This window comes from Vibrio barjaei, from assembly GCF_001639065.2.
Classification (GTDB): Bacteria; Pseudomonadota; Gammaproteobacteria; order Enterobacterales; family Vibrionaceae; genus Vibrio; species Vibrio barjaei.
In genome coordinates this window covers 114,042-133,013 of sequence record NZ_LQXO02000012.1, presented here as the reverse complement: position 1 = coordinate 133,013, position 18,972 = coordinate 114,042, and the positions used below count along the sequence as shown (strand labels likewise).

General features: G+C 45.0%; 18 protein-coding genes. 3 read left to right on the top strand and 15 right to left on the bottom strand.

Going from position 1 to position 18,972, the window contains the following annotated elements; translation table 11 throughout:
• Positions 1-38: 38 nt before the first annotated feature.
• Together melB and AWH66_RS07015 are read right to left on the bottom strand one after the other, a co-directional pair.
• On the bottom strand, positions 39-1,412 hold the full coding sequence (melB, locus tag AWH66_RS07020; protein WP_063605538.1) for a melibiose:sodium transporter MelB: 1,374 nt from the start codon (positions 1,410-1,412) through the stop codon (positions 39-41).
• 274 nt (positions 1,413-1,686) lie between these two features.
• A complete protein-coding gene (locus AWH66_RS07015) occupies positions 1,687-3,801 on the bottom strand; it encodes an alpha-galactosidase (RefSeq protein ID WP_063605539.1) in 2,115 nt (704 codons plus the stop codon).
• A 319-nt stretch (positions 3,802-4,120) separates the two neighbouring features.
• Between AWH66_RS07015 and AWH66_RS07010 the strand changes: the two genes are divergently transcribed.
• Positions 4,121-5,119 carry a substrate-binding domain-containing protein gene (locus AWH66_RS07010; RefSeq protein WP_063605540.1) on the top strand — a complete coding sequence of 333 codons (999 nt, stop codon included), beginning with the start codon at positions 4,121-4,123 and terminating at the stop codon, positions 5,117-5,119.
• Between the two features lie 26 nt (positions 5,120-5,145).
• Here the strand turns inward: AWH66_RS07010 and AWH66_RS07005 are convergent, their stop codons facing one another.
• The gene (locus AWH66_RS07005) at positions 5,146-5,676 is read right to left on the bottom strand and encodes a GNAT family N-acetyltransferase (protein WP_063605541.1); all 531 of its coding nucleotides are present in this window, start codon (positions 5,674-5,676) and stop codon (positions 5,146-5,148) included.
• A 194-nt stretch (positions 5,677-5,870) separates the two neighbouring features.
• Here AWH66_RS07005 and AWH66_RS07000 point away from each other — a divergent pair, with 194 nt between their 5' ends.
• Entirely contained in the window at positions 5,871-6,110 is a 240-nt protein-coding gene (locus AWH66_RS07000; protein WP_063605542.1) for an RNA recognition motif domain-containing protein, read from the top strand.
• A 53-nt stretch (positions 6,111-6,163) separates the two neighbouring features.
• On the opposite strand, the gene AWH66_RS06995 is transcribed toward AWH66_RS07000, so the two are convergent.
• Positions 6,164-6,382 (bottom strand): VF530 family protein, encoded by a 219-nt coding sequence (locus AWH66_RS06995; RefSeq protein WP_063605543.1) that lies wholly within the window; start codon positions 6,380-6,382, stop codon positions 6,164-6,166.
• A 186-nt stretch (positions 6,383-6,568) separates the two neighbouring features.
• On the opposite strand from AWH66_RS06995, the gene AWH66_RS06990 reads away from it, so the two are divergent.
• Positions 6,569-7,066 carry a peptidylprolyl isomerase gene (locus tag AWH66_RS06990; protein ID WP_063605544.1) on the top strand — a complete coding sequence of 166 codons (498 nt, stop codon included), beginning with the start codon at positions 6,569-6,571 and terminating at the stop codon, positions 7,064-7,066.
• Positions 7,067-7,160: 94 nt separating this feature from the next.
• On the opposite strand, the gene AWH66_RS06985 is transcribed toward AWH66_RS06990, so the two are convergent.
• The 11 genes from AWH66_RS06985 to AWH66_RS06935 all read right to left on the bottom strand — a co-directional run bounded on the left by AWH66_RS06985 (position 7,161) and on the right by AWH66_RS06935 (position 18,937).
• Positions 7,161-8,378 (bottom strand): phosphopentomutase, encoded by a 1,218-nt coding sequence (locus AWH66_RS06985; RefSeq protein ID WP_063605545.1) that lies wholly within the window; start codon positions 8,376-8,378, stop codon positions 7,161-7,163.
• Positions 8,371-9,510 carry a YhfX family PLP-dependent enzyme gene (locus AWH66_RS06980; RefSeq protein WP_063605822.1) on the bottom strand — a complete coding sequence of 380 codons (1,140 nt, stop codon included), beginning with the start codon at positions 9,508-9,510 and terminating at the stop codon, positions 8,371-8,373. Before AWH66_RS06980 ends, AWH66_RS06985 begins: the two co-directional genes overlap by 8 nt.
• Positions 9,511-9,572: 62 nt before the next feature.
• On the bottom strand, positions 9,573-9,932 hold the full coding sequence (locus AWH66_RS06975; RefSeq protein WP_063605546.1) for a hypothetical protein: 360 nt from the start codon (positions 9,930-9,932) through the stop codon (positions 9,573-9,575).
• Between the two features lie 51 nt (positions 9,933-9,983).
• Entirely contained in the window at positions 9,984-11,288 is a 1,305-nt protein-coding gene (locus tag AWH66_RS06970) for a YhfT family protein (protein WP_063605547.1), read from the bottom strand.
• 2 nt (positions 11,289-11,290) lie between these two features.
• Positions 11,291-11,653 carry a DUF2620 domain-containing protein gene (locus tag AWH66_RS06965; protein WP_031494231.1) on the bottom strand — a complete coding sequence of 121 codons (363 nt, stop codon included), beginning with the start codon at positions 11,651-11,653 and terminating at the stop codon, positions 11,291-11,293.
• Between the two features lie 18 nt (positions 11,654-11,671).
• Positions 11,672-12,556, bottom strand: a complete 885-nt coding sequence (locus AWH66_RS06960) for a phosphotriesterase family protein (protein WP_063605548.1) — start codon at positions 12,554-12,556, stop codon at positions 11,672-11,674.
• A gap of 26 nt (positions 12,557-12,582) precedes the next feature.
• Positions 12,583-13,491 carry a GntR family transcriptional regulator YhfZ gene (gene yhfZ, locus AWH66_RS06955; protein WP_063605549.1) on the bottom strand — a complete coding sequence of 303 codons (909 nt, stop codon included), beginning with the start codon at positions 13,489-13,491 and terminating at the stop codon, positions 12,583-12,585.
• Between the two features lie 195 nt (positions 13,492-13,686).
• Positions 13,687-14,418 (bottom strand): DUF3726 domain-containing protein, encoded by a 732-nt coding sequence (locus tag AWH66_RS06950; protein ID WP_063605550.1) that lies wholly within the window; start codon positions 14,416-14,418, stop codon positions 13,687-13,689.
• Positions 14,419-14,428: 10 nt separating this feature from the next.
• Positions 14,429-16,147 (bottom strand): hypothetical protein, encoded by a 1,719-nt coding sequence (locus tag AWH66_RS06945; protein WP_083399966.1) that lies wholly within the window; start codon positions 16,145-16,147, stop codon positions 14,429-14,431.
• Positions 16,148-16,245: 98 nt separating this feature from the next.
• Positions 16,246-17,814, bottom strand: coding sequence for a BCCT family transporter (locus AWH66_RS06940; protein WP_420882859.1), 1,569 nt, complete (start codon positions 17,812-17,814; stop codon positions 16,246-16,248).
• A gap of 133 nt (positions 17,815-17,947) precedes the next feature.
• Positions 17,948-18,937, bottom strand: coding sequence for a membrane dipeptidase (locus AWH66_RS06935; protein ID WP_063605553.1), 990 nt, complete (start codon positions 18,935-18,937; stop codon positions 17,948-17,950).
• Between the last annotated feature and the right edge of the window lie 35 nt (positions 18,938-18,972).

The window sequence follows — 18,972 nt, the reverse complement described above, 5'->3', positions numbered from 1 at the left end:
TAAACCATGTGATTCATAATAATTAGAGAGATGCTGAATTATTGCGCGTTAACCGTTTGAGACTCCACCTGTTCGATGTGCTTAACCGCACTCTCAGAAAACCCATCGTGCAGGTGATAATAGCGTTTGTAAACAATGCCACTAATCGCCATTAAGATTGCAGGTAAGCCCACCATCATGAACTCGATGCCAAAAATAGTGTCCGCAGTTTGTTCTACGTTCGGTACATAGCCGACTAATGACAGTCCCACACCAACGATGAAGCCACCGGCTGCACCCGCGAATTTCACCAACATGGTTTGAACTGAGAAAATAACACTCTCGCTGCGACGACCAGTTTTATATTCACCATAGTCCACAACATCAGCAAGCATTACGGTTTGTAGCGCATTCGCAATACCGATACCAAATTTGATCGCCGCACCTGAGAGACCGATGAGCACCACGTTACCCGGAGCCAAGCCACTCATCGCAAGTAGCAGGCCACATGAGAGAATCGGGAAACCACAGGCGATAAACCACAAGTTCTTTCTAGGCAACTTAGCAGCAATGCGTGGGAACAAGAAAACACCCGCGACTTCCGCAGCACCAGCAACCATCATATAGATTGGGAAAAGTTCAGGATTTCCTAGTGCATAAGAAAAGTAATAGATAGCGAATCCACCCACTAACAAGTTAGCGATTTGGAAAGATAATACCGTGCCAATCAGTGCTTTTAGTTGGTCATTTTGACCAATAATCACCATCACATCTTTGAAATTAAACTTCTCCGCGGCATTTGCTTTGACGTTGGTATCCTCTTTTACATTGCGAGCCACCAAGAAAGCACTTAACACAAATAGAATCGCGATTAGGATTGATAGATTGAAAAAACCCTCTCCTTGATTGCCGTCTCCTAACGTACCAACAATATGCAAGCCGTAAGTACCGATGATAAACCACGCCAAGCTAGCGAATAGACGAGGCCATACGACTAACTTCTCGCGTTCTTGTCTAGAGCTAGACAGCGCTGGAATCATCGACCAATAAGGAATGTCCATAATGGTATAGGTCAGCCCCCATAAGATGTACGCTGCCGCTGCATATACATATAAGGCTGTGCCCTCAAACATATGGGTACTAAACAACGCAATCAACACTACCGCGTTTAGAATCGTCCCAACAACAATCCACGGACGGAACTTACCCATTTTTGAGCGAGTGTTGTCAACGATCACGCCCATAAGTGGGTCAGTCACAGCATCGAAAATTCGGGCCACAAGGAAAATTGTACCGACAAACGCAGCGGACAACCCTGCGACGTCCGTAAAGTAGAACATTAGGAAGATGTAGATAGGCGCACAGGCAAAGTCTTTGCCTAAAGCACCTAGGCCGTATGAGAGTTTGGTTTTTAGAGTCAGTTGATCAGACATAGGTTACACTTAGTTTCTTTGATTTATTGGTCTGAGCGCAATCCTACTGACAGAAGCGTCACCTTTCTGTGATCCATGACCACAACTGGAAACGTTTACACTGACATATTTAAAAATGAGATCTAAAACAGAAAAACATAACAATATGTAAATTAAATGTGACCGAATACAGCTATTACTAGCTTAGAGTAGCAAATAAACTCCGGAAACGATTACAAACCAACAAAAAAGGCTGCAGGACAAAGTCATGCAGCCTTTTTGCAATCAGTACAGTTTATAGTCTCTGTAACACCACTAGAACCGCAGATTCCGAGTCTAGTATCGGCATCGTCAAACCGATCTCTTCGCACCATTCTCCAGTTAACTCACATCCCTCTTCCATCCAAGGCGGTTGGTAGTTAACGATGTCATCAAATAAAGCAGGTTTATCAATCACGGAAACTTTGTACCTTGCTTTAGGATCCAGTCCTGGCATTCGTAGATGCCCGCTTAAAGAGTTCGTTGGCATGGCCAACTGAGCGATCTGGATAACCGCTTGAGACTGGTCCTTTGCGACAACGGCTGAAATCTGATGGGCGTTATCATCGGTTTCAAGACGCCATGAATTCCCACTGTGTAACAATGATCGCAATGATTTGTGCAACTTGATGTAGCGCTCAAATCCTTGTTTTTCAAAGTCACTTTCTTTGACTGGATCAAGTTCAATTCCCATATGGCCGAACAAGGCAGTGAGGCCCCTAAATTCAATAGAGTGACGGCGTCTGGTACTATGGCAATGGCTCGCACCGATATGGCTCCCCATGACTTCCGGTGGGAAGAAATAGCTCATACCTCGTTGTATAGACTGTCGCTCGAGCGCATCATTATTATCTGATGCCCAGAAGCGATGGGTACGCTTCAACACTTCAAAATCGATTCTTCCACCGCCTGCTGCACACGATTCAATTTCTACGTTAGGATGTTTTTCTCGCACTTTATCAACCAGCTGATAATAGCGAACCACTTGTTGATACCCGGCCGCTTTACCTCTGTGTCCGGGTTGCACCACTTCACGATTCATATCCCACTTGATGTAGCCGATATTGTAAGTGGATAGGAAATAATCCAAGCGCTCAAACAAGAATTCAAACGCTGCATCATTTTGAAGATCGATGACATATTGGTTGCGCCCAGTAGGTTGTTGGTAGCCATCAACTGCCAGCAGCCAATCAGGGTGACTACGATAAAGATCGGAATTCTTGTTGATCATTTCCGGCTCAAACCATAGGCCGAATTCCATTCCGAGATTATTTACATGCTCAACAACAGGCTGCAAACCGTTAGGATATTTTGTTTCATCTAAAAACCAATCCCCCAACGCGGCCTTATCACCATCGCGGCCCTTAAACCACCCGTCGTCAATAATAAAGCGCTCAACGCCCATCTGTGCTGCTTGTGTCGCCATAGACATGATGTAGTCAGGGTCGTGGTCAAAATAGATACCTTCCCAAGTATTCAAGTGAATTGGACGAGGTTTATTCACAAACTCAGAAGGTAAAATTGAGTGACGTACGTGTTCATGGAATTGCTGGCTCATGCCATTCAACCCTTTATCGCTGTAACTGGCATACAGCCACGGAGTAGTTAGACTTTCACCTTGTTCAAGAGTCACTTCTCCCGGCAGATAGATAACTTCAGCCTGAGCATAACGGCGGCCATCGGCTTTCACATCAACTCTTAACCTGTGGTTCCCACTCCACGCAAAATGGAAACCCCAAACATCACCAGACATTTCATCAAAATGGCTGGTACCCGCAATAATTGCTGGATAATGCTCATGAGAGGTCCGTCCACGACGGTTCTCTTGTTGGAAGCCTCCTTGTAATAATGGCTGACGTACCGTTTGGAATTCATGAACCCAGCGCCCGAAGAAGCTCATCAATTCTTTGGCTCGCTCTGGCAACATCAAAGTATTGGCTAATCGGTTTACTTGATACGCTCCCGCCTTATTATTCGTTAGTGTATGACGAACTTTAACCACATCGTACTGATCCAAATGCAGTTCAGTGGTTAACGTTAGCCCCACAGATGCATCTTCACTGACTAAGGTAAGCTGACCATCTTTGTGGAGTGTCTCTGAAATGGTAAAAACTGGAGCCCAATCTAGGCCGTTGCGGTGTCCTTCTAAGGCCGGACTGCTAAATAACCCGCGAGCCAATTCCGGAGTTAAAGACATAGCGATATCATCATCCAAGCGCCCATAAGGAACTGGACGTTGCAACGCCAACCGTGATTGAGGGTCAGACACATCGATGTTCTTACCCCAGTGTAAAACCTCGGCTAACTCCCCGACTTCAAGAAGCATCTGTGTACTGGTGCCCTTAAGTTCAATCAGCGTTTTATTTGTCATTCACTCTAACCTCAGAAACGATTTGCTCTACATAATAGCTTCAAATCGTAGAAATTCTGTGAGGCACTGCATAATCATGGAAACGTTTACAATTATAGTGTGTTCAAAGCGTGTTTTCTAAACATAGGAGGATAAAGCGGCTGAACGTATAATTGCGCCAAAACAAGATGGTCAAGTAGAGTTAAACTTTATTCACGGTAACATTTTTGGAAACGATTACTCTAATCGTTAAAAATGGGGGTTCACGCACACTAATAGCGTTTGTCATATTTGCTTAAGCATTGTTTAATAAAATGATTAATAAGATGTAGAGAGCGTCATGGCCACAATCAAAGAAGTCGCAAAAGAAGCTGGCGTTTCAATCGCGACCACATCCCGAGTGATAAACAATGCTCCCCACACTAGTGAGGCCGCTATCGTTGCAGTTCAAGCTGCCATGAAAAAGCTTGGCTATCGACCAAATGCAAACGCGCGCGCGCTGGTTAGCAAATCGTCTAATACCGTAGGGATTCTGGTCCACGACGTATCTGCTCCCTTCTTTGGCGCTATGGTTAAAGCCATAGATACCATCGCTGCAGAGCAAGGCAAACAAATTCTTATCGGTAGCGGATACCACGACCCCGTGAAAGAGCGAAATGCTATCAACCTACTCATTAGTAGTCGCTGTGAGTCACTTGTCATCCACAGTAAAGGACTGTCAGATGAAGAGCTCACTGAACTGGCCGACGAAATACCCGGTATGATGATCATTAACCGCTCTGTTCCAGCAATTGCAGACCGCTGTATTGCACTCGATAATTTCAAGGGATCGTATTTGGCCACTGAGTTTTTGATCAAAAACGGTCACGAGAAAATAGGCTACATCGCCTCTAGTCACGACATCGATGATGCCCATGATCGTAGAGATGGATACCTAGCAGCACTCAAAGATCACAACATCGAACCCAATGAAGAATTTATAGAGTATGGTGAGCCGGATGAGATCGGCGGTGAACAAGCCATGGTGAACCTACTCGCCAAGAATCTATCGATTACCGCCGTCGCTACCTATAACGATGATATGGCGGCAGGCTGCTTAGCATTAATCCAAGAAAATGGTATTCGAATTCCAGAAGATATGTCTGTTATTGGATTCGATGATGGATTGATCGCTCGTTTTATCTACCCTCGCCTGACAACTATTCGTTACCCAATTCAGGTGATGGCTAAACAAGCCGTATTAGAAGCGTTACAAAGAGCCAGCGGGAAAGAGGTTGAAAGAGCACAAAACCTATTTGCGCCAATATTAGTAAAACGCTCTTCAGTAAGCAGAAGATAACAGGAATTAGCTCAGTGCTGCGCCACTCAAGAGCGCAGCAATCCGTAGACAGCGTGATCAACGACCCTGCCATTTATGTTCTCATTGCGAGTAATTATCCCTTCCAGCGAGAAGCCCAAACGCTCCGCCACATTTCTACTAGCCGTATTTTCAGTCGCAACACACAGCTGAACCTTCTCCATACCAAGCTCGTTAAATGCACATTCGATAAGCCTACCGACGCTGCGCGTGACAATCCCGTTACCTTGCGCCCTTGATGATAGCCAGTAACCTAACTCCACCTTCTTTAGCGACAGGTTGATAGCGTTAAAACTAATGTTTCCTACCAACTCGCCACGATACATCATGGCACACACCAAAGATTTACCATCCGCGTAATCGTGCAGCGACTGGGTAATAAATCGCTGAAAAAAAGCTTCTGAGTCGGCGTGAGGTGGCCACGCTAACCATTGTGCTAAGTAGTCGCGTTGCTCGTTAACTATCTTCAGATACTGCCCTGCAAAAGAAGGTTGTACTAACGCAAGCTCAATTTCGTCATCAACTTTTAAAGTGAACACCGCGAGTCTCCTCTCAACTTCTAACTGACAGATTAAACAGAATATTTTCATTTACTAATGCCTTAGTTATACCTGATTAATGGGATTTCACAATTGTCAGTTTTTTGCCGAACTGATATTTCCACAGAATCACTTGGTTTACGCCGCATAAACTGAGACAATCCGCCGGTAATTCTTATATCAAATGGCTCATTATGAAAATCTTAGTTCGAAACCTTGACCGAGACACAATTGAACACGACGTACGAAAACTGTTTCTAGACCACGGCCGCGTTGTTGAGTGTACACTGGTGTTAGATAAGGAAACGGGTAAGTCTAAAGGCTTTGCGTTTGTAGATATGCCAAACGAAGACGAAGCGAAATTGGCGATCAAGGAACTCAATCTTACCATGTTCAAAGGCAGCAAGATTCGCGTAAAATTTGCAGGTCACTAATTTGCAGGTCACCAAGACCAATAAGGCCAGTCTATGACTGGCCTTAACATTATCTAGCAAAACGTTTCAATATACAGACGCTCTACTTTATCTCTAGCCCACTGTGTTCTACGTAGAAACTTGAGCGATGATTTAATAGAAGGGTCTTTAGAAAAACAGTTCACTCGAATGATATCGTGTAACCCAGACCACCCATAATGCTCCACCAATTGAGTAAGGATTTTCTCCAGCTTTAGGCCATGTAGAGGGTTGTTTGGTTGTTCAGTTCTCATTAAAAGTTCCAAAATAGTGTGTGGGTGGAATGCGGCGCTATTTCATCATAGGCTATAGCTAGAAAGCAATCGCATTTACTGATGTCTTTCAACATATCACCGTCGGTAACTACTGCACTCATTATCACAGCTACAGTACTAAGAGCAAACTTCTTACTTTTTTGAATGAAAACTCAGGATTTAACCATGACTACTATCACTTTGGAAACAAACGTCGGTAATATCGACATTGAGCTTAATATCGAAAAAGCCCCTGTTAGTGCCAAAAATTTTCTTAAATATTGCCAAGAAGGTTTTTATCAAGGAACAGTATTTCATCGCGTCATCGACGGATTCATGATTCAAGCTGGCGGTTACAACCAAAATCTTGAAGAAAAGCCAGGTCGCGCACCTATCGTCAACGAGGCCAATCGAGGACTTAAAAACGTGACGGGTTCTATAGCGATGGCTCGTACCGATGCGCCTCATTCTGCAACATCGGAATTTTTCATTAATTTAGCTAACAACGACTTCCTTGACCACACCGCCACCACAAACCGCGGCTGGGGCTACTCGGTTTTCGGCAAAGTGACCGCAGGCATGGATGTAGTCAACGCCATTGGAAAAGTATCAACGCATTCCTACAAAGGGCATGATGACGTCCCTTGTGAGCCAATTATGATTACTGACGTAGTAGTGAAATAACTGCCGACCGTTCAGTGTTTTTTTGAGTGAGAAAAGTACTAGAGCTCAAAGCAGTCCTTAACTCTCTAGTCTACTTCACCTATAACTTACCACTTCAATCAAACAGCTTGAGCGGTTCGATAAACGACTCACCGCTCTCGGGTAAATCTGCCCCAAAATACTCGGCGACACTCGCCCCGATGTCTGCTAACGTCGCACGCTCACTAAAGCACACACCATTGATACCGTTCTTATGAACCAATAACGGCACTTTTTCTCTGGTGTGTTGCCCGTGACCAATATAAGGGTCATTCCCATGATCGGCAGTGACCACTAAAACATCCTCATCGTTCATCACTTGCATAATTTTAGCGATTCCAACGTCGCTTTTTTCCAACACTTTCCAATATGAATCTGGATCTTGTCGATGCCCAGATAAATCGGTTTCCTGCACATTGATACAAATAAACCCATGTTTTCGCTTATCAATTTCCTGATAAGCAATAGATAAGATCTGTTCCGTATCCACTAATCCTTTGAAACTCACACCGTGGTTGTTTTCTACAATGTCGGCCACCTTACCAACCAAAACAGTTTCACAATCAACATTGGCGAGTAAATGAGGAACTTGCACTAAATGGTTAACCCCGTACCCTAGGTGAGCGACCTGAAATCCTCTTTCATACACTTTAGATTTAGGTGCATTAACTCCAATGCACTCTCCACGGACTTCTATCGAATCAATAAGCTGTTCGGTCGCATCAAGTCGCCCTCCAAATACAATGTTTCTTGCTACATCATTATTTGCACGAACAATTCGACCGATATTCAATAAACTATCAAATTCAATACGATTTAAATCCGCAGCAACGTTATACACCTCACCTAATTCAGCTTCCAGATTGTCGCCAATCACTACACATTGCTCGACCAACAGTACAGCAAGCTCTCCTCTCTTTACCCGCTCAACGAAACACCCAGCCTCTTCAAGAGACTCTTGAATCGTATCAATAGAGTTATGAAATGGATTTACCCTTGGTGATTTAGGTAGCGTTCCCATAAGCTCTTGATGTCCAGCAAACGTGTCGCATCCTTGGTGTTTCAGGTTGATGGTACCGGTGTTGGCGTTAGGGTTTTGTTTAAGGCGCGATACGTTGCAATCAACAACATTACTAAGTCCCAATAACGCTAGCGTTGGTAAATCTCTATTGGGATAAGAGGCCAGTAGTTTGTATGCGGTATTCGCTCCAATATCTTTGGTTCGGCTTTCATGGACATCGTCCATGGCACCAACACCGAATCCATCCAAGACAATAACGATAAACCTACCCATCTACCGTCCCTCCCAGCGAATCATAGCGCCCAATAATCCTTGGGTTTCCAGATTGAATACCATCAACTAAAACCACATCGGAACGAGTGACAAAGACCTGAGTTCGAAATGCCATGATTATTGGTGTACCTACATTATGGCTCCCAGATACTTTTAGGTGATAATCGATAGCGTTCACATCCTCATTGCTAACAGGGATTACCAAACCATTAATCAATGCATGTTCAAGCTGACCACGACGGTAGTAACCACCACCATAACAATACGACGCACCTTGAAACTGATGAGAAATCTCTGATAAATACAGCATCGCCACTTTTTCAGGCTGACTGCCATCAATGTTAGCTGGGAATGTACCAGTCAAAGCATGCCCCGGCTCACCATGCGTTCCCCCTAGCCGTTTAATCATGGTTAGAGTGTTACAACATGTCGCTGAAGGCATATTGACTTGATGAGGCATATCCCCCTCAGGCCAATGTTTGATGACTTGATGCAGCGTGTCGACGTTCTCTGTTGCTGTAAGCTGCTCACCATCGAACAAAAAGCAAGGGAAATGAGTCACTCCTTCTAGCTGAATCCCCTTCATTTGACCAAGCGCCTCTAACACAGAGTCGACTTCGGCAATCGGAAATCCTGCCTCTTGGTTGACATAAAGCCTGTCCTCGTCGCCATAAAACTTCACTAGCACAGGTTGCACTCTGCCGCACTTGGAGGCTGCATCTGAGATTTGACGTGCTTTATCTAGCGAATAGACGGTCATAACTTCTGGCTTCATCTCTGCCACGATTTGTTCCACCATAGCCGTCGGAGGCTGGACTAAATGACCCACGTGTTGAACCTTGACTCCCGCTAAATGCAGAGCTCGCGCTTCTTTGAAATCCACAGCAACAATACCGTCATAGCCTAAATCAAGAAGAAGCTGTGCTAAATACGGGTTACGCCCAAATTGTTTTGTCATGCCATACAGCTTTAATCCAAGGTCGTTAGCACACTGCCTTATGACTTTGGCGTTTGCTGTAAATTGTTCGACATCGATGACGTACGAATCCGGTAACAGGTTCCCCTGCTCATGAAGAGCAAGGGTAGCCTGAATCAGTGCGTCGTTTTGATGTTGCAAAGCATTTAAATACATATACTTTTCAATCCACTCTTTTATTTTCATTTTTTTGAAGATTAATTCCCAAAAAAATCTAGTTACGACACACTCAGTTTAATTGCATACAGATTGCTCAAAAGAAAACTGATTTCCGTCTCAGGTATCTCAGGTACGCCAGAGGCCGAACATAACTGATTGTTCATGCTGACAATGTCTGAAAATACGTCGTCATCTTGCATTTCTTTTAGAATCTCAGAATCCAAGCCTTCTACAATAGGATTGCTTTGTAGTACTCGATCAATAGCGCGTGCAAAATGAGTCATCGCCATCTGAAATTGTTCTGAATCCTCTTTCACATTCCATTCAATCGTCAAGATTCCGACAGCCCTCATAGTCGCATCAAACGCGATTTGACTGATTACGTTATGCTCCAAAAGAAGAGACATTCGTTGTTTCATAATTTCTCCAAATCTCTGTACAGATAGGTATGAAAAAAGCTGTACGCGTATTTATGCAGGAACAAAAAGCCCAAAGACGTAAAGTAGGTTTAACACCACACCGGTAAGTATTGCCGCTACTGCAGGCGCTGCAATTTTCAAAATTGGACGACCCATTACTTCGTTCAAGTAGTACAACATTGCAAAGATCGTGAACCCTGTCGTGCTACCCATTTTCATCACCGCAAGCACACCCCCAATAAGCAAAGCAAATTCCATTAGCGTGTTCATGCTATTACGAATATTGTCCGAAGCATTTCGAATTGAAGGGAACTGCTCTAAGAAGCGGCCGATACCACGGAGTAAGAAGATCTCGATGCAAATTGTAATCGCGCCAAGTACCGCCGCCACAGGTGCATTTGGTGAGAGATAACCCACTACAAACACAAACGTAAAGCCAACAACGCCATAAACCCCGGTAGCAAGTGCCGTAGTGGCAATCAGTGGAATAAAGCCTAAACCACGCATCATTTCAGACAAAGCTACTTGGTTTAATGCTTCTTTTTGAGCTACAGGGTCTTCTATTTTGTAGGCATCTGCTAACGAGTAAATAGAGACTTCTGAACCCGCAAAGATTCCCGACGCAGCGGCAGCGGCTATCAGTGCACCAACAACAGCTAAGTAAGGCATGTTCTTGAAGATTCGCTTAGTCCGCTCTTCAAACAAGCTTCGCATACCACTCATATCTGGAGGGGTAATACCGTTCGCTTTATCTTGAACATCTTTACGAATCGCGATAGCCACAAGCATCACCATACCGACAAAGATTTGAATTGACTCAGGATAGATACCCGTAAACTTCATCACAAACAGTCGTGATAGAAGTATGACAACGCCTGCAACAGCCCCTGCTTTCCATCCAAACTGGTAGAAAATAGCTAACAATGGGAATAGCGCAAAAGCCGACATGACAGGTGTACCCAACTCACCCAAAGCACCCAGCGCATCAATTGGAAGGCCTGTCAGAACCGCATTAACACCAGCCAGACTGGTAACCACTAATACGCCCCAAATGCCGCCCCCAAGTACCGCCATAATGCGGCTCGTTGCCATAACACCGATGATGTCCGTCGGTAAGAAAAGCAGCCACGGGTTAAGAAGCCCTGTCGATAAGGTAAAAGAAATACCCACAGACGCGACAAAACCGATAGACAAACCAAAAGCAACGGAACCCGCATCTCGGCGTGTCATATTACCTTCGATCAACTGCGGCAATATGGGTCGTATCCCATCGTGAAATACAGCGGCCGACATATGTGCAACTAAAGCAGTCATTGCACACAAGGTCGCAATTAGAGCAATGTTGGTGATATCCATAACTACACCTCTCTCGCTAGCAAGGTCGCTAACATAGGAACGGCGTGGTCTACGTGCTCAATTGATAATCCAAACGCCTTTTTACCTTCGGTAATAAATTGAGCAATTTGCTCTTCCTTGGCTTGAATAGCAGGCTTTGCAATCGTGCACGACTCATTGAAGCCAATAATAGCAATAGCCATGCTAAGTGCTGCGCCCGCGCCTGTGTTGCAGGCCCCGACGTAGTAATCAAGCTCACCTGCTTTTACTTTCATCGCGGCATCCATGTCGTTAAGAATGTGACATTCAAACTTCCCTGGCGCCGCCTCCTCTATCTGCGCTTTGATTTGTTCGCGTTGTAAACCCGCGATAGCGATTGTTTTCATTCTGCTTTCCTTTTTTGTTTATCCGTTATTGAAAAATCGGTTTGGATTGTGTTTGAGCATAAGTTCGACATCACCTTCGCTTACACCAGAAGCGAACAGTCGGGGAACAAACTCTTCCATTAAGTAGCTAAAACCTAACCCGCCATTCGCTTTTAAATGCGAACGTCGAGTTATATCCATCGACAACATAAGTTGCTCGACGTATCCCTTAGCAATCAGGGTATTAATTACTTCAATTCTCTTTTCATCGGGGTAGTAACTGTTCTTACCAATTGTATCGAGCTGCACGTAACACCCGTGATCCAACAAATAAAGTAAGTCATCAAGGTTATCTCGAAGGTCGCAGTGCCCTATCGTCACCTTCCTAAGGTCGATGCCCTCCCCCCTAAGTATCTGGATCTGTTGCTTCGCCATCGTGCTAAATGACGTGTGCGTTGAAATAGGCGCGTCTGTCTCTTTGTGAGCAATGGCTGCAGCTAAGAAGACGTTCTTTTCTAGTGGGGAGAATCGGTTTTCGCTGCTCCCAATCTCACCAATCACAGACGCCTTTAGAGAGGTGCCATCCAGAGGTTGTTCAATTTCGTCAATCATGGTTTGGGCAATATCTCGAATCGACAGATTCGCTAAGAAATCCGGAAAGAAACCCTCGATGTAATAGCCAGTCGACAAAACAACATTCATCCCTGACGCCTTAATTAAATCCTCAATAAATTGAGGATTTCTACCCATAAAACGATTAGTCACCTCAACGATATTCCGCACTCCAAGTTTCCTAAGCGTGATAAGCTCCTGTTTAATCAATTCAAATTGATCAAGTTTGCAATCAATATCTCCCTTCTGAGGAGATAAATCGATATGCAGATGCTCATGGCAATAGGTAAAACCGGTTGTGTCGAATGACATCTCATTTTCTCCTTGTTAGCTCGAACCTAATAAGTTGGAATCACTTTTCCGGATATCACATCTGTTTGATGCGCTAGTAACTTCTCGTTATTGACGAATTTCTTTAGCATCGCCTTTAAATAGTCCGAGCCTTTTCTGACCATCAATACCGCGATCGACGCCTTTTCAAAATCCGGAATAGACGTTAGCGGCTCTTCGCTAAGGCCCATCGCCTCAATAGAATCTTCTCGTGAGGCATACCAGATTGCCGCATCGATCTCCCCTTTTACAATTTGCTTGAGGCATTCGTTGTAAGGTACTGGAACCACTTCAATCTCTTGATTTTTAAAGTAGATTTCAGTAAGCAATTTTTGGTCTGGCGATTCAGCATCAACACCAATTCGTCTGACGTTATTACGCTCCGACTGCCTGTAAATCAATCGATGTTCTGGTACATAACTGTGAGCATCCAACTCTACTGCAATCTCCAATTCGCCCTCTGCAACATACTTTTCTGAGGCTAGTTTGGACATGATAGCGATGTCGTAGATACCGTCGCTAAGACATTCCGCCCTAACGCCTGCGCCTCTCATATGAGCAAAGTACAGGGGCACGTTGTCTATCTGCTGCTTAAGACCAGAGGCCAATCCCTCGTAATGCTTGGTATACGGTAGCGGCATCGCACAAACGATATTACCAATCTCGGAAATACCCACCAACTTATGAAAATTTAGTGAAGAGATAATGGTGCCATTACGTCCTTGACGACTTAGGTAAACCGCCTCTTCCTTTTCGATAAATTTAATCGCGTTTGCTACATAGCCAACAGAACAACCAATCTCGAGCGACAGCTCATCAATCGTCTTGAGTCTATCTCCAGCCTCTGTCGTTAATAAATAACGGGCGATGTGGATAATGGCCGCTCCGTTTTTCTTTATATAGTTTTGACTACTCATTTTTATTCTTCATTTTTTTGAGGATTTAATTTAACCATACCAGAACAATAAAAAAAGCAAAGCGCGTCACACTCTTATTAACTACTAACAAAAGCATTAAAACTGGATTACCAGTCACCCAAAACGAAAAAAGTGCCGGATTACTCGGCACTTTTATCTACTGCTAACCTAAAAAGATCAGTGTGGGCTTGATTATCACTCCACCAATTCACCCGCTCCTTGCAGCGAGCGCTGACTATTTTCTACTAAGAATATCGTTGCCGTCTGCTTTAACATTGCCCACTCCGCATCATCAACAAAAATGCCTTCTACCCAAGCTGCTTGCTGCGAGCTAGAAAGTTCAGTGCTATCGATATGGGTGTTGTATTGGTCAGCTAATGCTGTCTGGCTAAAGTCCTCAATCGACAATTCAATCGTCATCGAGTGAAGGTCGTCTTCAACAAGATCGGTGTCAGAAAAATAGAGCTCTGGTGCAACACATCCTCTGTTGAGTACATAAAGAGTGCGTTTGGGTTGACTACCATTGCTCCAATATGCTCTACAAGCAATGCCCTTCGCTGCCAGTTTTACCAATTCGCTATACGCTAGCCAGCGATTGTGACAATTCAACAATGTTATTTTGAGCTGCTTCTGCCCAATCATCGACTCAAGTGCGAAATCTAAGATAACAGGCAGATGGCACGCTACGCTATTTTTGTGGAGATCCACCTCCAGTACACCTGGTTCAACCTTATTGATTTGAACTGCGCAGTCTTGTTCGAGACCAAGGTAGTTACATGCATTGTTAAAATGGCGAATCCCATTAAGTCCAACCATTTGCAGGTCCGCAACCATATTAGCAATCACGTCCGCTTCGCCACAGGAGCGTTTCATACCCAAAAAAGCTTTGTTTACCGCAGCGACTAATTCATTGTGAGATACGATCATACCAACGTCCTTATGGCGTAATAGAGTTAATGGAAGTCATAGATTGCTCGCTAGGCAGCAGTGGAAAGATCCAATTATCTTGGTAATTCTCATCGCCGATTTCGTCTAGCAACGGTGCACCTTGGAAAAAGGTGACTCGCACCCAACGGTCAGAGCGAGGATCAAACTTCGTCGCCCCAAAGATGGCTAGTTTGCAGCGCAATAAATGCATTGGTAATGATTGTTTGTGGAGAACATTCATTTGAATGTCTCCCATCACGCGATTACCTAGCGTCCATACCCTTCTTGCAATAGCCCGATATTGAGGAAAATGCAGTAGGAATTGCGCAATCGACATATCTTGAGATTGTTGTCTTAACGCTCTGTACAGGTAATACGCTTGTCTGCCAATATCAAGCGGTAGTTCTTTATCTGCCCCTTGTTCTTCCTCACGCACACCTAAGCGGGGCTCTTCTTTGTCCTGTGATCGATACCAAAACCAATAGCTGTTTTCTGGCATCGAAAAGTCGGTGCTGACTGCCCACTGATAACGGGCCTTCAATAACGAAATCAAATCACTGACTTTTTTACCTGTCGGCAGGAACAGCGTTTCATCCGTATTCATCAGGTCTGCAAATACGTCAACTTGTTCTGGGTAGAGCTCCATCAGACACGCAATAAGGATTTCTTGAGCTTCCATATTCATTAACTGATTTTGTTCGAGCAAATCCCCCCAAGTTGAGGCATTTCCAAGGTGTGTGGCTAGTTGGTCTACCAATAAAGACAATTCATCAAGCGCCTGCTGATTTAAGCTGTTTTGCACCTCATTAATCGTTATTACTTGCGCCAAGTGCATAGTCGCTTTGCTAAGCAGAACTTTAAGTTGCGGCAACTTGTCTTTATTAGTTTGCTGCGCTAACACCGTCGCGAGGGCTTTTTCTCGTGACGTCATCCACTGATCAACGATGCATGGGTGATTAATCAAGTATGGCGCCATACCAAGCCCAGTCGCATTTCCAACGCCCAAGTATCGCTGCAAGCCGCGATCTAATGATACCGCTTTATCACCGCCCTGTTGCGTCGCCAAGTAATGCACCCAATCCAAACTGAATTCGCGCAGCAGATACACGGCGCACATTTGGGCGCTGAATGACTGACTAAAGTCATCGTTATCTTCCAGTAACTTAAAATCAGCAATCCCGAACTTACCATTACCGTATACTGCTGTTGTACGCAGAATATAACCAACCTCGGCAAGCTCTTTCGCGTCTGGTTGAGTGCCCTTGGCAAGGTGAGAAACAATATGTTCGAAAACTCGAACACTCTTATTAGCGCGAGCCAATACAAGGACATCGTTGGTATTGCGCCCTGCTTCTTGAAGCGGCACATTAGCACGCAACTTCTCCAACAGAGACACATCAACATCTCCATACACTAGAGCGAATGTCACATCCCATTTCTCTGCAATCACGCGGTCGTTGCGCTCTTCATCAGCAATCTGGTCACAAAATACCACTAGATGATAAACGTGCTTAGGTGTTGCGAGACGGTAAATGACGTGTCCATACCCTTGCGGCGACAACTGCCATTCATGCTTACTCACCTGCCAATTTTGCTGTGCCATTTTGCGAATTAAGCTGCGCACAAAACTGATTCGATTTTGATGCATAGCGCCAAGTCGTTGTGGATTCATTACCACATCAACGCTACGAAGCGGAGTCTCAGTGTAAGTTGAACGATGTACATCCATTTTGCTCACCTGTTTTAATTATAAGAATGATTGGAGCTGTGTGGGGTGTGAACCTAAGCCCACACAGCATTCACGTTATTGAAGAACTATTGTTGTGTTTATAAGCCTTGTTCTTTTGCCAGTTTCATCGCGATTTGCGGAGCATTCCATAGGGAGGGCAACAGTACTAAGGATACTGGTACCGCGGTTATCACGATAAAGGACTGCAGTGCCGAAATGCCGCCCGACCCCAGTGATATTAAGATGATTGCCGTCACCCCCATCATTACTCCCCAGAAGGTACGGACGATTGCATTTGGCTCCGTTTCACCACTGATGACAACACTGATGGTGTAAGTCATAGAATCACCCGTAGTGACAATGAATATGGTGGTCAGCACTAAGAACAAAATGGAAACCAGCATTGGCATAGGTAATTGTTGTGTTACTGCGAGTAACGCTCCCGGAAGGTTAAACCCTTCGAATGCTTTACTCACACTACCAGGGTCGGCAATCTCGAACGCAAGTCCTGTCCCACCAACGATGGTGAACCAGAAGCAGGTCGCGAATGGCGCCGCAATACTAATGATAGAAATGATTTGGCGAATGCTTCGACCACGTGAGATACGAGCAATAAAAATAGCCATTAGTGGTCCATAACCTAAGAACCAGCCCCAGAAGAATACCGTCCACCAGCTCAGCCATCCTTCATCGCCTCGATATGTCGCCATCGGAATGAAGTTATCCAGCATGGTACCCATACCTTGGATATAACCATTAAAGATAAAGTTAGTTGGACCAAACAGTAGGATGTAAACCATCAGCGCAATAGCTAAGATGACGTTATAGCGGCTCAACATCTGCATTCCGCGATTAAGACCGCTGAGTGCTGATAGCGTGTATAGCACTATCGCGAACAGAATAATGATCAGCTGAGTGGTGAAGCCATCTGGAATATCAAACAGTGCGTTCAACGCATAGCTCACTTGCAGCCCCAAAAAACCAATAGGTCCGATGGTTCCAGCGGCAACTGCCACAATACAACATGCGTCAATCAGAGCACCTGTATGACCTTTCAACGCACGCTCTCCCAATACTGGATACAGTAAGGTACGAGGTTTTAAAGGTAAGCCTTTGTCATAGTGCAAATGCATCATAACAATGGAGGTTAAGCTGCCAACAATTGCCCATGACAAGAAGCTCCAGTGCATAAATGACTGCGACAAAGCATTAATCGCTGTTTGCATAACGCTGTCTTGGGGACCGTACAGAGGAGGAGGACTCACATAGTGCGCAATCGGCTCAGCTGCTGCCCAAAATACACCGCCCCCTGCCAGCAAGGTACAGAATAGAATGGCCATCCAGCGAAATGAGTCGAGCTCTGGTTTCACATTGCCGCCCAAAATCACCTTGCCTGTTCGCCCTGCTGCGAGACCAAGACCAATAAGAAAAGTGAGTAATAGTAATATTTGCCAGTAAGGGCCAAAAACTTTTACTGACCAGCTAAAACCAGCATTGACTAGAGAAGAAAGCAGCTCGCCATCGTAAAGCGCAAGTGCAACAAACAGAGCGATAAAGCCGCCACTGTACCAAAACGCTGGGTTATTCAACCCCAACTTATCCGATGAAGAGAGTTTACTTTTATGTTCTATCTCCGCGCTTGCAGAAGACGGTGGTGCTGTGTTCATGCTATTGGTTAGATCAGACATACTCTGACTCCAGAAGTTTGTGTTGCTCGCCTTGGGGGAAAGCAACCTATGTTGTGTTTAACGCTCACCTGTTGTTTTTATATTGGCGAGCTCTTCCATGTTCGGGTGTACGCTATAGATTTGGCTCCAATCCTTGTTGTAAGAAGTCAAACCAATTGCCACCCATAATTTTCCCCGCCTCGCCTTCACTGAAGCCATGACGGACTAATCCGTTGTAGATATTTTCCATTCCTTTACTGCCGCTAAACCAAGGAAGTGCATCAGGCCAACCTGAATTAGCAGCCGAACCTTCGCCATAATCCATGGTTTTTGACCAGCGTCCGTTGCGCATCCACTCCAAAACTTGTTGAGGCTGATTCAGGCAAAGGTCGCTTCCGATGCCAATGTGGTCGATGCCAGCGATATCCGCGGTTTTCTCCACCATTTGGCAAAAGTCCTCTAATGAACACTCACTGCCATTGGGTAGATGAAATGGATAGAGGCTAAATCCAATCAGACCGCCACGCTCGGTAAGGGATTTGATCACCGTGTTCGACTTGTTTCGCAGCGCATCATGAGCGAATGTCGGATTGGCATGACTGATACAAATTGGACGAGCAGAAAGGTCTATCGCCTCCAGCGTTGAACGTTCGGCGCTGTGTGACATATCGATGATCATGCCGACACGGTTCATCTCTTCGATGACTTGCTTACCAAAACGGGTGATGCCAGTATCGTGCTGTTCGTAACATCCTGTCGCCAATAGGCTTTGGTTGTTGTAGGTCAGTTGCATGATGAGCAGCCCTTGACGGCGCATGACTTCAATTAAGCCAATTTCGTCATCAATCGGAGAACAGTTCTGTGCCCCCATAAAAATGCCAACCTTGCCCAATGCCTTTGCGAGCTCAACATCTGCCATGGAATAAACCGGCATAATGAGGTCATCGTTTTGCTCGAAGCGAAGGTTCCATTCGGCAAATCGAGTCAGTGTCTCACGTGCATTCTCGTGATAAGCGATAGTGACATGAACAGCGGTAATACCGCTGGCTTTGAGCGTTTGAAAATACTCTCTGTCCCAATTGCAGTATTGCAATCCGTCTATGACAATCCCTTGCTGGTACATACCCCACCTCTTGCTGTACTCATTGAATTGGTATT

What these genes read in the sequence shown, in the direction of transcription:
- AWH66_RS06965 (WP_031494231.1), bottom strand. Translation starts at nt 11,653, where the DNA reads ATGAAAACAATCGCTATCGCGGGTTTACAACGCGAACAAATCAAAGCG.
- AWH66_RS06975 (WP_063605546.1), bottom strand. Translation starts at nt 9,932, where the DNA reads ATGAAACAACGAATGTCTCTTCTTTTGGAGCATAACGTAATCAGTCAA.
- AWH66_RS07015 (WP_063605539.1), bottom strand. Translation starts at nt 3,801, where the DNA reads ATGACAAATAAAACGCTGATTGAACTTAAGGGCACCAGTACACAGATG.
- AWH66_RS06945 (WP_083399966.1), bottom strand. Translation starts at nt 16,147, where the DNA reads ATGGATGTACATCGTTCAACTTACACTGAGACTCCGCTTCGTAGCGTT.
- AWH66_RS06950 (WP_063605550.1), bottom strand. Translation starts at nt 14,418, where the DNA reads ATGATCGTATCTCACAATGAATTAGTCGCTGCGGTAAACAAAGCTTTT.
- AWH66_RS06970 (WP_063605547.1), bottom strand. Translation starts at nt 11,288, where the DNA reads ATGGATATCACCAACATTGCTCTAATTGCGACCTTGTGTGCAATGACT.
- AWH66_RS06985 (WP_063605545.1), bottom strand. Translation starts at nt 8,378, where the DNA reads ATGGGTAGGTTTATCGTTATTGTCTTGGATGGATTCGGTGTTGGTGCC.
- AWH66_RS06960 (WP_063605548.1), bottom strand. Translation starts at nt 12,556, where the DNA reads ATGTCATTCGACACAACCGGTTTTACCTATTGCCATGAGCATCTGCAT.
- AWH66_RS06935 (WP_063605553.1), bottom strand. Translation starts at nt 18,937, where the DNA reads ATGTACCAGCAAGGGATTGTCATAGACGGATTGCAATACTGCAATTGG.
- AWH66_RS06940 (WP_420882859.1), bottom strand. Translation starts at nt 17,814, where the DNA reads ATGAACACAGCACCACCGTCTTCTGCAAGCGCGGAGATAGAACATAAA.
- AWH66_RS07000 (WP_063605542.1), top strand. Translation starts at nt 5,871, where the DNA reads ATGAAAATCTTAGTTCGAAACCTTGACCGAGACACAATTGAACACGAC.
- AWH66_RS06995 (WP_063605543.1), bottom strand. Translation starts at nt 6,382, where the DNA reads ATGAGAACTGAACAACCAAACAACCCTCTACATGGCCTAAAGCTGGAG.
- yhfZ (WP_063605549.1), bottom strand. Translation starts at nt 13,491, where the DNA reads ATGAGTAGTCAAAACTATATAAAGAAAAACGGAGCGGCCATTATCCAC.
- melB (WP_063605538.1), bottom strand. Translation starts at nt 1,412, where the DNA reads ATGTCTGATCAACTGACTCTAAAAACCAAACTCTCATACGGCCTAGGT.
- AWH66_RS07010 (WP_063605540.1), top strand. Translation starts at nt 4,121, where the DNA reads ATGGCCACAATCAAAGAAGTCGCAAAAGAAGCTGGCGTTTCAATCGCG.
- AWH66_RS06980 (WP_063605822.1), bottom strand. Translation starts at nt 9,510, where the DNA reads ATGTATTTAAATGCTTTGCAACATCAAAACGACGCACTGATTCAGGCT.
- AWH66_RS06990 (WP_063605544.1), top strand. Translation starts at nt 6,569, where the DNA reads ATGACTACTATCACTTTGGAAACAAACGTCGGTAATATCGACATTGAG.